We start from the raw sequence: 16,772 nt of genomic DNA on the forward strand, positions 1-16,772 counted from the left end.
CGCCGATTATGTTAAAAACATGATCACTGGTGCTGCACAGATGGACGGCGCAATTTTAGTAGTAGCAGCGACTGATGGCCCAATGCCACAGACTCGTGAGCACATCCTACTTTCACGTCAGGTTGGCGTACCTTTCATCATCGTATTCATGAACAAATGTGACATGGTAGATGACGAAGAGTTACTAGAATTAGTAGAAATGGAAGTTCGTGAACTTCTATCTGAATACGACTTCCCAGGTGATGACTTACCAGTAATCCAAGGTTCTGCATTAAAAGCGTTAGAAGGCGATGCAGCATGGGAAGCTAAAGTAATCGAACTTGCAGAAGCACTAGACAGCTACATTCCAGAGCCAGAGCGTGACATCGATAAGCCATTCCTACTACCAATCGAAGACGTATTCTCGATTTCAGGTCGTGGTACAGTGGTAACAGGTCGTGTTGAGCGTGGTATCATCCGTGTATCTGACGAAGTAGAAATCGTTGGTGTTCACGCGACTACTAAGACAACGTGTACTGGTGTAGAAATGTTCCGTAAGCTGCTTGACGAAGGTCGTGCAGGTGAGAACTGTGGTGTGTTATTACGTGGTACTAAGCGTGATGACGTAGAACGTGGTCAAGTACTAGCTAAGCCTGGTTCAATCACGCCTCACACTACATTCGAATCAGAAGTGTACGTGTTATCAAAAGAAGAAGGCGGACGTCACACTCCATTCTTCAAAGGTTACCGTCCACAGTTCTACTTCCGTACAACAGACGTAACAGGCACAATTGAGTTACCAGAAGGCGTAGAAATGGTTATGCCTGGTGATAACATCAAGATGGTTGTTACTTTGATTTACCCAATCGCGATGGACGACGGTTTACGTTTCGCTATCCGTGAAGGTGGCCGTACAGTTGGTGCTGGTGTTGTAGCTAAAATCATCGCGTAATAGCGACTTTAGTGAACACTAAAAAAAGGAAGCTTCGGCTTCCTTTTTTGTTTTTAGATAAAAAAAACAAATTAATTGGTTTTTTTATCTAATTTGTCGAGCTAACTTTACCTGTATTGTTGCGAACAAAGCTGAATAAGAATACAATCTATGGCCGATTTTTGACCCTGTGCTTATGCATTTTCTGGGAAAGCTCGGAAATGCGGATTTGGTAAATATGCTGTTTACCAAGCTAAGCTCAGGTCGTAGTGAGTAACGGAATTAACCGATGACAACAAATACTGAAAACCAGAGTAATTCTTTGGATATCGTTAAGTGGAGCGTAGCAGCATTGCTCATCGCTGCCGCTGTTATAGGCAATCAATTTTACGCAGATGCTAGTGTTGTGGCTCGTGTTGCTGGGGTAGTTATTGCCTTTGCTATCGCAGGTGTTATTGCATTGCAAACTATCAAGGGTAAGCAAGCATTATCATTTGCTCGCGAAGCACACATTGAAGTGCGTAAAGTGGTATGGCCAACTCGCCAAGAGGCGCTAAACACTACATTTATTGTACTTGCAGCAACAGCTGTAGTGGCACTGATCCTTTGGGGATTAGATGCTGTATTGTTACGAGTAGTCAATTTAATTACTGGCGTATAGGCATCTAAAAATGACTGAAGCTACAGAAGCGAAAAAAAGATGGTATGTAATTCAAGCCTTTTCGGGTTATGAAGGTCGTGTTCTTAAAACACTGCTTGAACATATCAAAATGCATAACATGGAACACTACTTCGGTGAGATTTTAGTTCCTACTGAAGAAGTAGTAGAAATGCGTGCGGGTCAGCGTCGTAAAAGCGAACGTAAATTTTTCCCTGGCTATGTATTAGTGCAGATGGAAATGAACGATGAAAGCTGGCACTTAGTAAAGAGCATTCCACGTGTAATGGGCTTTATTGGTGGCACATCTGATCGTCCTGCGCCGATTTCTGACAAAGAAGCTAATGCTATTCTTCAGCGTCTACAAGACACCGTTGAGTCTCCAACTCATCGTGTTATGTATGAACCAGGTGAAGTTGTTCGTGTATGTGATGGTCCATTTGCTGACTTTAACGGCACTATCGAAGAAGTTGATTACGATAAGAACCGCGTTAAGGTTTCGGTAATGATCTTCGGCCGTTCAACACCTGTAGAGTTAGATTTTAATCAGGTTGAAAAAAGCTGATTAAAATAACTACAAAATAAATATTGTTTGCGGGTGCGTATTTTATTATAATTCGCACCCGTTGTTTTGAGGGGAGCAAATTGGCATGTCGCCGAGATGCGTTTGAACCCAAATAGAGGAAATGTCGACATGGCAAAGAAAATTGAAGCTTATATTAAGCTACAAGTAGCAGCCGGTGCTGCAAACCCGTCTCCACCAGTTGGTCCTGCTTTAGGTCAAAAAGGTGTGAACATCATGGAATTCTGTAAAGCATTCAACGCTCGTACTGAAAAGTTCGAGAAAGGTATGCCGATCCCTGTTGTTATCACTGTATATAACGACCGTTCTTTCACTTTTGAAACTAAGACTCCACCTGCGTCTTTCCTACTGCTTAAAGCAGCTGGTTTGAAATCAGGTTCTGGCCGTCCTAACACTCAAAAAGTAGGAACTATCAAGCGTAGCGCAGTTCAGGAAATCGCTGAAACTAAAGCCGCTGATATGACTGGTGCTGATATTGAAGCGATGACTCGCTCAATTGAAGGTACTGCACGTTCAATGGGTTTGGTAGTAGAGGACTAATATAATGGCAAAGCTAACTAAGCGCGCTCGCGTAATCCGCGAAAAAGTTGATGCAACTAAACAGTACGACATCAACGAAGCAGTAGCACTTTTAAAAGAACTAGCAACTGCTAAGTTCGTAGAAAGTGTTGACGTAGCTGTTAACCTTGGTATCGATCCTCGTAAATCAGACCAAAACGTGCGTGGTGCTACTGTACTTCCACACGGTACTGGTCGTGACGTTCGTGTTGCTGTATTCACTCAAGGTGCAAACGCTGAAGCTGCTAAAGCTGCTGGCGCAGAACTAGTGGGTATGGAAGATTTAGCTGAACAAGTTAAAGCTGGCGAAATGAACTTTGACGTAGTTATCGCATCACCAGACGCAATGCGCGTTGTTGGTATGTTAGGTCAAATCTTAGGCCCACGTGGTTTAATGCCTAACCCTAAAACTGGTACTGTAACACCTAACGTTGCAGACGCAGTTAAAAATGCTAAAGCTGGTCAAGTGCGTTATCGCAACGACAAAAACGGTATTATCCACACTACTATCGGTAAAGTGGATTTCACTGTTGAACAGTTGAAAGACAACTTAGAAGCGTTAGTGTCTGCACTGAAAAAGGCTAAGCCTGCAGTTGCAAAAGGCGTTTACGTGAAAAAAGTAAGCATCTCTACCACTATGGGTGCAGGTGTTTCTGTTGACCAAGCTAGCTTGGAAGACATTAAGTAATTTTACAAAATGCGCGCGTTAGTCTATAATGCGCGCACTTTGTGGGTTGAAGCTGTTTTTTAGCCAATAATTATCGTTTTTTCGATTTGTTGAGTAAAAAATTAGCTTCCGTCCAAGACCGCAGGCGTCAATCGTAAGGTTAACTTAATTTCCTGCGTAGACGGTGTCAGGCCCCAGCTAAATTTTTTTACTGGAATATCTGCACCGTAAGTAACTAAGTACATGTTGTGCTTAGTTTGGTAAATTCTAGGGGTATTCCCTAGGTAGAATCCAGGAGTAAAGCCAATGGCATTAAGACTCGAAGACAAAAAGGCAATTGTTGCTGAAGTCAACGAAGCTGCCAAAGGTGCACTTTCTGCAGTAGCCGCTGATTCTCGCGGTGTAACTGTAGGTGCTATGACTGTTTTGCGTAAAACAGCTCGCGCTAACGGTGTTTATGTACGTGTAGTACGTAACACTCTAGCTCGTCGCGCTGTTCAAGGTACTGCTTTTGAGTGCCTAGCCGAAACTTTCACTGGCCCAACTTTACTAGCTTTCTCTACTGAGCACCCAGGTGCTGCAGCGCGTCTTTTAAAAGATTTCGCTAAAGAACAAGCTAAGTTTGAAGTTAAAGGTGCAGCTTTCGAAGGGGAATTTATCCCTGCAGCTGATATTGATCGTTTAGCGAAACTACCAACATACGAAGAAGCACTAGCTCAGTTGATGATGACTATGAAAGAAGCATCTGCTGGCAAGTTCGTTCGTACATTGGCCGCTCTTCGCGATCAAAAACAAGACGCCGCTTAATTTTAAGCCGGCCGCTTAATCAAATTGAATTCAGAACAATAGGAAATATTTCTTATGTCTATCACTAAAGACCAAATGTTAGAAGCTTTTGCAGCAATGTCTGTAATGGAAGTTGTTGAACTAATCGAAGCTATGGAAGAAAAATTCGGCGTTTCTGCTGCTGCTGCAGTAGTTGCTGGCGGCGGCGACGCTGGTGCAGCTGCTGAAGAGCAAACAGAATTCGACGTAGTTCTTACTTCACACGGCGACAACAAAGTAGCAGTTATTAAAGCTCTACGTGGCGCTACAGGTTTAGGCCTGAAAGAAGCTAAGACTATGGCTGAATCTTCGCCAATCGCTGTTAAAGAAGCGATCAGCAAAGAAGAAGCTGAAGCTCTTAAAGCTGATCTAGAAGCAGCTGGTGCAGCTGTTGAAATCAAGTAAGCTATAACTTACTTGCTCACCCAAGCAATTGGGTGAAGGCTGGCGGTTTTTTAACCGTCGGCCTTTTTTGCGCTTTATGCGCAGGCGATTTTTATTCACCGTTTGTCGCCAGTTTTAGCAGTCCCTAGCAGAGATTACTGGTTAGGTTCTTGCCATCAACGGTGATGGGCAAACGTGCTGATTTAATTATATTATTTCAGTCTTGGTCACATCTCGTAAGCAGAGGAAACCCATGGTTTACTCCTATTCTGAAAAGAAGCGTATTCGCAAAGACTTTGGTAAGCGTCCAAAAGTTTTGGATATCCCTTATTTATTGTCTATCCAGTTAGACTCTTTTAAGAAGTTCACCGATCAAGACCCTACGGGTGAGCGCGGCTTAGAAGCTGCATTCCGTAGCGTTTTTCCTATCAAGAGCTTTTCTGGCTATTCTGAGCTGCAATATGTCAGCTACAAGCTAGGTGAGCCAGTTTTTGATGTGAAAGAATGTCAGATCCGCGGTGTTACTTATTCAGCACCACTTCGCGTTAAATTACGCATGGTGTTGTTTGACCGTGAAGCTGCTGCTGGCACTGTTAAAGACATTAAAGAGCAAGAAGTCTACATGGGTGATATCCCATTAATGACTGATAACGGTACTTTCGTTATTAACGGTACTGAGCGTGTTATTGTTTCTCAGTTACACCGTTCTCCAGGCGTGTTCTTTGATCATGACCGTGGTAAAACCCACTCTTCAGGTAAGGTGCTGTATAACGCACGTATTATTCCTTACCGTGGTTCATGGCTTGACTTTGAATTCGATCCTAAAGATGCTTTATTCGTTCGTATTGACCGTCGTCGTAAATTACCGGCAACGATCATCTTACGTGCGCTTGAATACTCTACTCAAGATATCTTAGATCTATTCTTTGAGCGTATTGAGTTTAAGATCAAGAAAGACTCACTTGTAATGGCACTTGTGCCTGACCGTTTACGCGGCGAAACGGCAAGCTATGACATTAAAGATACCGAAGGTACTTTATTAGTTGAAGCTGGTCGTCGTATTACTGCGCGTCATATTAAGCAACTTGAAAAAACCAACACCACTGAGCTTGAAGTGCCAGTTGATTACATTGTTGGTAAGTATGCAGCACAAGACTATATCGATGAAGATACAGGTGAAGTATTAGTTACAGCTAACAGCGAGATTACCTTAGAAGATTTAGCTAAGTTGTCTCTTGCTGGTATCAAGAACATTGATACATTGTTTATCAATGATCTTGATCATGGTGCTTATATTGCTGACACATTACGCATTGACTCTACAACTAACCGTCTAGAAGCGTTAGTTGAGATTTACCGTATGATGCGTCCTGGCGAGCCACCAACCAAAGATGCAGCAGAAGGTTTATTCCAAAACCTATTCTTCAGTGAAGAGCGTTATGACTTATCTAAAGTAGGTCGTATGAAGTTCAACCGTCGTCTTGAGATTGCTGAAGACGAAGGTAACGGTGTGTTGTCTAAAGAAGACATCGTATCGGTAATGAAGAAAATCATCGAAATCCGTAACGGCTATGATGAAGTCGACGATATTGACCACTTAGGCAACCGTCGTATTCGTAGCGTAGGTGAGATGGCTGAAAACCAATTCCGTGTTGGTCTAGTCCGTGTTGAGCGTGCTGTTCGTGAACGTCTATCGTTAGGCGATTTAAACGAGCTTATGCCACAAGACTTAATTAACGCTAAGCCAATTTCTGCGGCAGTGAAAGAGTTCTTCGGTTCTTCACAGTTGTCACAGTTTATGGATCAAAACAACCCGCTATCAGAAGTGACGCATAAGCGTCGTATTTCTGCTCTTGGCCCAGGTGGTTTGACTCGTGAACGTGCTGGCTTCGAAGTACGTGACGTACATCCAACTCACTACGGTCGTTTATGTCCAATTGAGACCCCTGAAGGTCCAAACATTGGTCTAATCAACTCGCTAGCAAGTTTTGCACGCACTAACTCTTATGGTTTCTTAGAAACACCTTACCGCAAAGTGGTTGATGGTGTGATTACTGATGAAGTTGAATACTTATCAGCAATCGAAGAAGGCCGTTATGTTATTGCGCAGGCAAACATTGAAGTTGATGCTAATAGTCGCATGGTTGAAGAGCAGATTGCGTGTCGTCATAAAGGTGAGTCTACCTTTATGCGTGCTGCTGACGTTCAATATATGGACGTATCACCACAACAGATTATTTCTGTTGCGGCATCACTTATTCCGTTCTTAGAACACGATGATGCTAACCGTGCATTGATGGGTGCTAACATGCAACGTCAAGCCGTTCCTACTTTACGTGCTGATAAGCCGTTAGTAGGTACTGGTATTGAACGTACACTTGCTGTTGACTCTGGTGTGGTTGTGGCGGCTAAACGTGGTGGTGTTGTTGACTACGTAGACGCTAGCCGTATCGTTGTTAAAGTAAATGAAGATGAGCTACGCCCAGGCGAAGCGGGTATCGACATTTATAACTTAACTAAATATACCCGTTCAAACCAAAACACCTGTATTAACCAACGTCCTTGTTGTTTCGTTGGTGACCCAGTAGTTCGTGGTGACGTATTAGCCGATGGTCCATCTACCGATTTAGGTGATTTGGCTCTTGGTCAAAACATGCGTATCGCGTTCATGCCTTGGAACGGTTATAACTTCGAAGATTCGATCTTAATTTCTGAGCGCGTTGCGCAAGAAGATCGTTTCACGACTATCCATATCCAAGAGCTTTCTTGTATTGCTCGTGATACTAAATTGGGTAGCGAAGAAATCACTGCTGATATTCCAAACGTAGGTGAGTCTGCTTTATCTAAATTAGATGAATCAGGTATCGTTTACATTGGTGCTGAAGTGAAGGGTGGCGACATTCTAGTGGGTAAAGTGACACCTAAAGGTGAAACACAGTTAACCCCAGAAGAGAAACTACTCCGTGCTATTTTTGGTGAAAAAGCCTCTGACGTTAAGGACAGCTCATTACGTGTACCTAACTCAGTGAAAGGCACCATCATCGACGTACAGGTATTTACCCGTGACGGCGTTGAGAAAGACAAGCGCGCGCTTGAAATCGAAGAAATGCACGTACGCCAAGCTCGTAAAGACTTAGGTGAAGAGTTCAAGATCCTTGAAGAAGGTGTATTGAGCCGTGCACGCAACTTATTATTGTCTGTTGGCTATTCTGAAGCTAAATTAGCTGAGATCCCACGTAAAGACGTATTAATTCAAGTTATCGACGATGAAACTAAACAAACTGAATTAGAGCAGTTAGCTGAACAGCACGAAGAGCTAAAAGCTGACTTTGATAAGAAGTTTGAAATCAAGCGTCGTAAGATCACCCAAGGTGATGACTTGGCACCAGGTGTACTGAAAATTGTTAAGGTTTACTTAGCCGTTAAACGTACTATCCAACCAGGTGACAAGATGGCGGGTCGTCATGGTAACAAAGGTGTTATCTCGAAGATTTGTCCAATCGAAGACATGCCATACGATGAAGAAGGTAATCCTGTAGACATCGTACTTAACCCATTGGGCGTACCATCGCGTATGAACATCGGTCAGGTACTTGAAGTTCACATGGGTGCTGCAGCGAAAGGCATCGGTAACAAGATTACTGCTATGCTTGAAGAGCAGCGTGAAATTGCCGAACTTCGTAACTACATCAAGCAAGTATACGACCTAGGTGACGACGTGCTACAGCGTGTTGACATTGAATCGTTTACCGATGATGAAGTCGTGCGCTTGGCAACTCACCTTAAAGGTGGTGTGCCGATTGCTACACCAGCATTCGACGGTGCTAAAGAGAAAGAGATCAAGCAAATGCTTGCTCTTGCGGGCTTACCTGAATCAGGCCAGTTAACATTATGTGACGGCCGTACCGGTAACGAATTTGAGCGTAAAGTAACCGTTGGTTACATGTACATGCTCAAACTGAACCACTTAGTTGATGACAAGATGCACGCCCGTTCAACCGGTTCGTACAGCTTAGTTACACAGCAACCATTGGGCGGTAAAGCTCAATTCGGTGGTCAGCGTTTCGGTGAGATGGAAGTGTGGGCACTTGAAGCATACGGTGCAGCTTATACTCTACAAGAAATGCTAACAGTTAAATCAGATGACGTTAACGGTCGTACTCAGATGTATAAAAACATCGTCGACGGTAATCATCAGATGCAACCAGGCATGCCTGAGTCTTTCAACGTATTGTTGAAGGAAATCCGTTCACTTGGTATTAATATCGAGTTGGACCAAGAGTAAGCATCGCACTTAAGCAATGTTTGGTAACCAAGGGTGCTTTGCATCAGCAAAGCACCTGGTTTAACTCCTTCAGGAGAGAAACGTGAAAGACTTATTAAAGTTTCTTAAGCAGCAAAGTAAGACTGAAGAATTTAACGGAATCAAAATTGGTTTGGCTTCGCCAGATCTCATCCGTTCTTGGTCTTTTGGTGAAGTAAAGAAGCCAGAAACCATTAACTACCGTACATTCAAGCCTGAACGTGAAGGTTTGTTCTGTGCGCGTATCTTTGGTCCGGTTAAAGATTACGAATGTTTGTGTGGTAAATACAAACGTTTAAAGCACCGTGGTGTGATTTGTGAAAAGTGTGGCGTAGAAGTTACCCAGACTAAAGTGCGTCGTGAGCGCATGGGTCACATTGAATTGGCTAGCCCAGTTGCCCACATTTGGTTCTTAAAATCACTTCCGTCACGTATCGGCTTAATGCTTGATATGACGTTACGTGATATTGAACGCGTACTGTACTTCGAATCATTTGTTGTTATTGAGCCTGGCATGACCACGCTTGAGCGCGGCCAAATGCTTACCGAAGAAACGTATCTTGATGCGTTAGAAGAATACGGTGACGAGTTTGAAGCTAAGATGGGTGCTGAAGCAGTTTTAGAATTGCTACGTGCTATCAACTTAGAAGAACAGATCGAACAAATGCGTGAAGAATTGCCTTCAATCAATTCTGAAACCCGTCGTAAGAAGGTCACTAAGCGCCTTAAACTGATGGAAGCATTTTTCACTTCTGGCAACAAGCCAGAGTGGATGATCTTAAAAGTATTACCGGTTCTTCCACCAGATCTACGTCCATTAGTGCCGTTAGACGGTGGTCGTTTCGCGACTTCAGATCTTAACGATCTTTACCGTCGTGTGATTAACCGTAACAACCGTTTGAAGCGTCTGTTAGATTTAGCTGCGCCTGACATTATCGTACGTAACGAAAAGCGTATGTTACAAGAGTCAGTTGATGCGCTATTAGATAACGGTCGTCGCGGTCGTGCTATTACGGGTTCTAACAAGCGTCCGCTTAAATCTCTTGCTGATATGATCAAGGGTAAGCAAGGTCGTTTCCGTCAGAACTTACTTGGTAAGCGTGTTGACTATTCAGGCCGTTCGGTAATTACCGTAGGTCCTACTTTACGTCTACATCAGTGTGGTCTTCCTAAGAAGATGGCACTTGAGCTATTCAAACCATTTATTTATGGCAAGTTAGAAGGTCGTGGTTTAGCCACTACCATTAAAGCTGCTAAGAAAATGGTTGAACGCGAACAGGCTGAAGTATGGGATGTATTAGACGAAGTGATTCGTGAACATCCTGTGATGCTTAACCGTGCACCAACACTTCACAGACTAGGTATTCAAGCATTTGAACCTGTTCTGATTGAAGGTAAAGCAATTCAATTGCATCCGTTAGTTTGTGCGGCATACAACGCCGACTTCGACGGTGACCAAATGGCGGTTCACGTTCCATTAACGCTTGAAGCTCAGTTAGAAGCTCGTGCGCTAATGATGTCAACCAACAACATTTTGTCACCTGCTAACGGTGAGCCTGTAATTACTCCGTCTCAGGACGTGGTATTAGGTCTGTACTACACCAGCCGTGAATGTATTAACGGTCGCGGTGAAGGTATGGCTTTCTCTTCAGTTGCTGAAGTAGAAAAAGCTTACGCTACAGGTGCAGCAGAATTACATGCTCGCGTTAAAGTGCGTATCACTGAAACATCAATAGCCGCAGACGGTGAAAGAACTAAAGCCACTCGTATCATTGATACTACAGTTGGTCGTGCGCTTTTATCACTGATCCTGCCAGAAGGCTTATCATATGATTTGGTTAACCAAAACATGGGTAAGAAGCAGATCTCTAAGCTGTTGAACACGTGTTACCGTCAACTAGGTCTGAAAGATACCGTTATCTTTGCTGACCAATTGATGTATACCGGTTTCCGTTTTGCAACCATCTCAGGTGCCTCTGTAGGTATCGACGACATGGTTATTCCAGACGAGAAATACACCTTAGTCGCAGACGCTGAAGCTGAAGTGCTTGAAATTCAAGAGCAGTTCCAATCAGGTCTTGTTACGGCCGGTGAGCGTTACAACAAAGTGATCGATATCTGGGCAAGTGCCAACGAAAAAGTATCGAAAGCGATGATGGAAAACCTGTCAACTGAGACAGTGATAAACCGTGATGGCGTTGAAGAGAAACAAGCATCGTTTAACAGTATCTATATGATGGCTGACTCGGGTGCTCGTGGTAGTGCCGCTCAGATCCGTCAGTTGGCGGGTATGCGTGGTCTGATGGCTAAGCCAGACGGCTCAATCATCGAAACCCCAATTGTGGCTAACTTCCGTGAAGGTCTAAACGTACTACAGTACTTTATTTCTACTCACGGTGCGCGTAAAGGTCTTGCCGATACCGCATTGAAGACAGCTAACTCGGGTTACTTAACTCGTCGTTTAGTAGACGTAGCACAAGACTTAGTTGTGATTGAAGACGACTGTGGTGTTGAGCATGGTCTAACAATGAAACCGCTTATTGAAGGTGGTGATGTTGTTGAGCCATTACGTGAACGTGTTCTGGGTCGTGTTGTTGCTGTTGACGTATTGAAGCCTGGTACTGAAGAAGTGCTTGCTCCACGCAACACGCTTCTTGATGAAGCATGGTGTGACACGTTAGAAGAGAACAGTATCGATGAAGTTATTGTACGTTCTGTAATTACCTGTGAAACAGACTTTGGTGTGTGTGCAGCGTGTTACGGCCGTGACTTGGCTCGTGGTCATATTATTAACCACGGTGAAGCAATTGGTGTTGTTGCAGCACAGTCAATTGGTGAACCAGGTACCCAGTTAACCATGCGTACGTTCCACATTGGCGGTGCGGCATCGCGAGCTTCTGCAGAAAACAACGTTCAAGTTAAGAACGCAGGTTCTCTGAAGCTACACAATGCTAAGCATGTTTCTAACATCGACGGTAAGCTAGTTATCGTGTCTCGTTCTTCTGAGTTAGCCATCATCGATGAGCTAGGTCGTGAGAAAGAGCGTTATAAAGTACCTTACGGTACTGTGTTAGAGAAATTGGAAGACAGTGAAGTGAATCCAGGCGAAATTATCGCTAACTGGGATCCACATACTCACCCAATCATTTCTGAAGTTGCGGGTAGTGTTAAGTTTGTTGACATGATCGACGGCGTAACCATGACACGTCAAACTGACGAGTTAACTGGTTTATCTTCAGTTGTTGTGCTAGAAATTGGTGCGCGTACTTCTGCAGGTAAAGAATTACGTCCAGCCATTCGTCTAGTTGACGCTGATGGTAATGACTTAATGATCCCTGGTACTGAAGTACCAGCTCAATACTTCTTACCAGGCAACGCGATTGTATCGAAAGACGATAACGCTAAAATCAACGTTGGTGACGCTTTAGCACGTATTCCACAAGAATCGTCTAAAACACGCGACATCACCGGTGGTCTACCACGTGTTGCTGACTTATTCGAAGCGCGTAAACCAAAAGAGCCAGCAATTCTTGCTGAAATCTCTGGTACTATCTCGTTCGGTAAAGAGACAAAAGGCAAGCGTCGTCTAGTTATTACGCCAGCTGATGGCGGCGATCACTATGAAGAGATGATCCCTAAATGGCGTAACTTAAACGTGTTCGAAGGTGAAAAAGTCGAACGTGGTGAAGTTATTGCTGACGGCCCAGAAGCAGCACATGACATCTTACGTCTTCGTGGTATCCACAACGTAGCTAACTACATTGTGAACGAAGTACAGGATGTTTACCGTCTGCAGGGTGTAAAAATCAACGACAAGCACATCGAAGTTATCATTCGTCAAATGCTACGTAAGTGTTTAATCACTACAGCAGGCGACAGTGAGTTCTTAGAAGGCGAGCAAGTTGAAGTCGCGCGTGTGAAGATTGCTAACCGTGAGCTGATTGCTCAAGGGAAAGCACCTGCAACGTTCGAGCGTGAATTATTGGGTATTACCAAAGCATCTTTGGCTACTGAATCATTCATCTCAGCAGCCTCGTTCCAGGAAACCACTCGTGTGTTAACTGAAGCTGCCGTTGGTGGTAAGAGCGATCCGTTACGTGGCCTGAAAGAAAACGTAATCGTTGGTCGTTTGATCCCTGCTGGTACAGGTTATGCTTATCACAAAACTCGCAATGAAGAACGCGCTAAAGAAGCAAGTTCGAAAGGCAAAGTGGAAGCAACAACTGTAACTGCAAGCGAAGCTGAGCAGAACCTAGCAGATCTACTAAACTTGGCTGGTAGCCAAGATTAAGTTAGCAATTTGTTAAAAAAAGGCGCCAATGGCGCCTTTTTTATTGGAATTTGCACGAAAAGTTGGCTATTTCTTGACAGGCAGCCATTACCTTTCTAAAATTCCGCGTCCCATCATTGTGGGATATAGATTTTTCACACCTAATTGTTGAGTTTAAATCAACTGTCGGAGCTATACATGGCAACTGTAAACCAGTTGGTACGTAAGCCACGCGCGCCAAAAGTCGAAAAGACTAATGTGCCTGCGTTGAACCCATAACTTGCAAGAACACAGTGTAATCCTAATCCGTGGTGGTCGTGTTAAAGACTTACCTGGTGTGCGTTACCACACTGTTCGTGGCGCATTAGACTGTGCTGGCGTGACTTCACGTCGCCAAGGCCGTTCTAAGTACGGTGCTAAGCGTCCTAAGTCTTAACGTATCCCGTTTAAGTAAGGCCAAGCTAGTATTTATTTGACATTCCAGTTTTGGAAATACCTGAAGCATACGGAGAATTGATATGCCAAGACGTCGCGTTGTAGGACAACGTAAAATCCTACCAGATCCAAAGTTTCACAGTGAGTTGTTGGCTAAGTTCATCAACGTCATTATGCAGGACGGCAAAAAGTCGACTGCAGAAAAAATTATCTACAAGGCGTTAGATGTTGTCGCTGAAAAGAAAAGCGAAAACCATTTAACTATCCTTGAAGCAGCTCTTGATAACGTTCGCCCTTCAGTCGAGGTTAAATCTCGTCGTGTTGGTGGTTCAACGTATCAAGTACCATGTGAGGTTCGTCCAGTGCGTCGTAACGCACTAGCGATGCGCTGGTTAGTTGAAGCTGCTCGCAAGCGTGGTGAAAAATCTATGGCTCTACGTCTAGCAGGTGAAATGCTAGATGCATCTGAAAACAAAGGTACTGCTGTTAAGAAGCGTGAAGACGTGCATCGCATGGCTGAAGCTAACAAAGCCTTTGCTCATTACCGTTGGTAATATGATGGAGCGGGCTTTTGCCCGCTCCATATTGTTGATATTGCTAAAACCAAAAGTTTTAGTTGAGAGGGTATAAATAGTGGCTCGTACAACCCCAATTGAGCAGTATCGTAATATCGGTATTGTTGCTCATGTGGATGCAGGTAAAACTACGACAACAGAACGTGTTCTGTTCTATACCGGTATGTCTCATAAAATCGGTGAGGTGCATGATGGCGCCGCCACGACCGACTGGATGGTACAGGAACAAGAACGTGGTATTACTATTACGTCTGCTGCTGTAACGACCTTTTGGCGCGGTATGGATGCTCAATTCACTGAACACCGTATTAATATCATCGATACCCCAGGTCACGTAGACTTCACGATTGAAGTCGAGCGTTCATTACGCGTACTTGATGGAGCCGTAGTTGTATTCTGTGGCTCGTCAGGCGTAGAACCGCAATCTGAAACTGTTTGGCGTCAAGCTGACAAGTACCACGTTCCACGTATGGTATTCGTTAACAAGATGGACCGCGCAGGGGCAGATTTTGACCGAGTAATAAATCAAATTCGTAACCGCCTTGGCGCAACTTGTGTGCCGATCCAATTAAACATTGGTGCAGAAGAGAACTTCAAGGGTGTTATTGATTTAATTAAGATGAAAGCCATTAACTGGTCTGAATCCGATCAGGGAATGACATTCACTTATGAAGACATTCCTGCAGATCTCGCAGCAAAAGCTGCCGATATGCATGAGTATCTCGTGGAAGCAGCAGCTGAAGCCTCAGATGAACTGATGAACAAATACCTTGAAGAAGGCGAGTTATCAGAACAAGAGATTAAAACAGCACTGCGTCAGCGCACAATTAATAATGAGATCGTTCTTGCTACCTGTGGTTCTGCATTTAAGAACAAAGGTGTGCAAGCGGTTCTTGATGCGGTTATTGACTTCCTTCCAGCGCCTAGTGAAGTACCGGCAATTAAAGGTATTGACGAAGACGAGAATGAAGTTGAACGCCCATCAGATGATAATGCGCCATTTGCAGCATTAGCATTTAAAATTGCGACTGATCCATTTGTTGGAACACTTACCTTTATCCGAGTTTATTCCGGCGTACTTGAGACAGGCGCGGGTGTTTACAATTCTGTTAAGCAGAAACGTGAACGTATAGGTCGTATGGTGCAAATGCACGCAAACGATCGTACCGAGCTAAAAGAAGTTCGTGCAGGTGATATTGCTGCGGCTATAGGTCTAAAAGATGTTACAACCGGTGATACTCTTTGCGATAACAATCACAAAGTGATTCTTGAGCGCATGGAGTTCCCAGAACCCGTGATTACCATTGCCGTTGAGCCTCGTTCGAAAGCTGATCAGGACAAAATGGGTATCGCGCTGCAAAAATTAGCAGCAGAAGATCCATCTTTCCGAGTTGAAACTAACGAAGAGTCTGCTCAAACACTGATATCAGGAATGGGTGAGCTACACTTGGATATTATCGTCGATCGTATGCGTCGCGAATTCAGTGTAGAGTGTAACGTAGGTAAACCACAGGTTGCCTATCGTGAAACAATTCGTTCTAAAGTCGAAGTGGAAGGTAAGTTCGTACGTCAATCTGGCGGACGTGGTCAGTTTGGCCATGTTTGGCTAAGACTCGAACCACTTGAAGAAGGTGCGGGCTACGAATTTGTCAATGAGGTCGTAGGTGGTGTTATTCCTCGCGAATACATCCCAGCCGTTGATAAAGGTATTCAAGAGCAGATGAAAAACGGCGTATTAGCTGGTTATCCTGTTCTTGATGTGAAGGTCACATTGTTTGACGGTTCATATCATGATGTGGACTCGAACGAAATGGCGTTCAAAATTGCAGGTTCAATGGGCTTCAAACAGGGTGCGTTAGACGCCAACCCTTCGTTGCTCGAACCTTGTATGAAAGTAGAAGTGACTACACCTGAAGATTATATGGGCGACGTTGTCGGTGATTTAAACCGCCGTCGTGGCATAATCGAAGGTATGGACGATGGCATCGCAGGTGTTAAACTTGTCCATGCGGTAGTACCTCTATCTGAAATGTTTGGTTATGCGACTGATTTGCGCTCTGCATCTCAGGGTCGTGCTTCTTACTCTATGGAGTTTTACAAGTACGCAGATGCACCGCAAAACATTGCAAAAGCGATTATAGAATCTCGTAACTAATATCGGTTACGGCATCAATGTTATATTGCTCGAATTAAACGAGCACTTCTGAAAAGAAAGGAATTTATCGTGGCAAAAGCTAAATTTGAACGTAATAAGCCTCACGTAAACGTAGGCACCATCGGTCACGTTGACCATGGTAAAACAACTCTTACTGCAGCTATCTCTGCAGTATTGTCTAAGACTTATGGTGGTGAAGCACGTAACTTCGCTCAAATCGATAACGCTCCAGAAGAGCGTGAGCGCGGTATTACTATTAATACTTCTCACATCGAATATGACACACCAACACGTCACTACGCACACGTAGACTGTCCAGGTCACGCCGATTATGTTAAAAACATGATCACTGGTGCTGCACAGATGGACGGCGCAATTTTAGTAGTAGCAGCGACTGATGGCCCAATGCCACAGACTCGTGAGCACATCCTACTTTCACGTCAGGTTGG

Annotated in this window: 12 protein-coding genes and 1 pseudogene; all 13 read left to right on the forward strand. The window is 44.1% G+C overall.

Going from position 1 to position 16,772, the window contains the following annotated elements; all coding sequences use genetic code 11:
• Positions 1-931: elongation factor Tu (gene tuf, locus IEY48_RS19145; protein ID WP_188923166.1), on the forward strand; the 931-nt coding region annotated here is incomplete at its 5' end.
• Between the two features lie 268 nt (positions 932-1,199).
• Positions 1,200-1,571 carry a preprotein translocase subunit SecE gene (gene secE / locus IEY48_RS19150; RefSeq protein WP_188923167.1) on the forward strand — a complete coding sequence of 124 codons (372 nt, stop codon included), beginning with the start codon at positions 1,200-1,202 and terminating at the stop codon, positions 1,569-1,571.
• A 10-nt stretch (positions 1,572-1,581) separates the two neighbouring features.
• Positions 1,582-2,133, forward strand: a complete 552-nt coding sequence (gene nusG, locus IEY48_RS19155) for a transcription termination/antitermination protein NusG (RefSeq protein WP_188923168.1) — start codon at positions 1,582-1,584, stop codon at positions 2,131-2,133.
• 129 nt (positions 2,134-2,262) lie between these two features.
• A complete protein-coding gene (gene rplK / locus IEY48_RS19160) occupies positions 2,263-2,691 on the forward strand; it encodes a 50S ribosomal protein L11 (RefSeq protein ID WP_160056465.1) in 429 nt (142 codons plus the stop codon).
• Between the two features lie 4 nt (positions 2,692-2,695).
• Positions 2,696-3,397, forward strand: coding sequence for a 50S ribosomal protein L1 (rplA, locus tag IEY48_RS19165; RefSeq protein ID WP_188923169.1), 702 nt, complete (start codon positions 2,696-2,698; stop codon positions 3,395-3,397).
• A gap of 285 nt (positions 3,398-3,682) precedes the next feature.
• On the forward strand, positions 3,683-4,183 hold the full coding sequence (gene rplJ / locus IEY48_RS19170; RefSeq protein ID WP_188923170.1) for a 50S ribosomal protein L10: 501 nt from the start codon (positions 3,683-3,685) through the stop codon (positions 4,181-4,183).
• A gap of 54 nt (positions 4,184-4,237) precedes the next feature.
• Entirely contained in the window at positions 4,238-4,606 is a 369-nt protein-coding gene (rplL, locus tag IEY48_RS19175) for a 50S ribosomal protein L7/L12 (RefSeq protein ID WP_188923171.1), read from the forward strand.
• Positions 4,607-4,838: 232 nt separating this feature from the next.
• A complete protein-coding gene (gene rpoB / locus IEY48_RS19180; RefSeq protein ID WP_188923172.1) occupies positions 4,839-8,870 on the forward strand; it encodes a DNA-directed RNA polymerase subunit beta in 4,032 nt (1,343 codons plus the stop codon).
• Between the two features lie 82 nt (positions 8,871-8,952).
• Positions 8,953-13,179 carry a DNA-directed RNA polymerase subunit beta' gene (gene rpoC, locus IEY48_RS19185; protein ID WP_188923173.1) on the forward strand — a complete coding sequence of 1,409 codons (4,227 nt, stop codon included), beginning with the start codon at positions 8,953-8,955 and terminating at the stop codon, positions 13,177-13,179.
• 177 nt (positions 13,180-13,356) lie between these two features.
• Positions 13,357-13,594: pseudogene (locus IEY48_RS19190) on the forward strand (hypothetical protein).
• Between the two features lie 82 nt (positions 13,595-13,676).
• On the forward strand, positions 13,677-14,147 hold the full coding sequence (gene rpsG / locus IEY48_RS19195; RefSeq protein WP_160056453.1) for a 30S ribosomal protein S7: 471 nt from the start codon (positions 13,677-13,679) through the stop codon (positions 14,145-14,147).
• 79 nt (positions 14,148-14,226) lie between these two features.
• Positions 14,227-16,323 carry an elongation factor G gene (gene fusA / locus IEY48_RS19200; RefSeq protein WP_188923174.1) on the forward strand — a complete coding sequence of 699 codons (2,097 nt, stop codon included), beginning with the start codon at positions 14,227-14,229 and terminating at the stop codon, positions 16,321-16,323.
• A gap of 69 nt (positions 16,324-16,392) precedes the next feature.
• On the forward strand, positions 16,393-16,772 hold a 380-nt coding region (locus IEY48_RS19205), incomplete at its 3' end, for a GTP-binding protein (protein WP_188923175.1).

Source organism: Shewanella saliphila, from assembly GCF_014648295.1.
GTDB classification, from domain to species: Bacteria; Pseudomonadota; Gammaproteobacteria; order Enterobacterales; family Shewanellaceae; genus Shewanella; species Shewanella saliphila.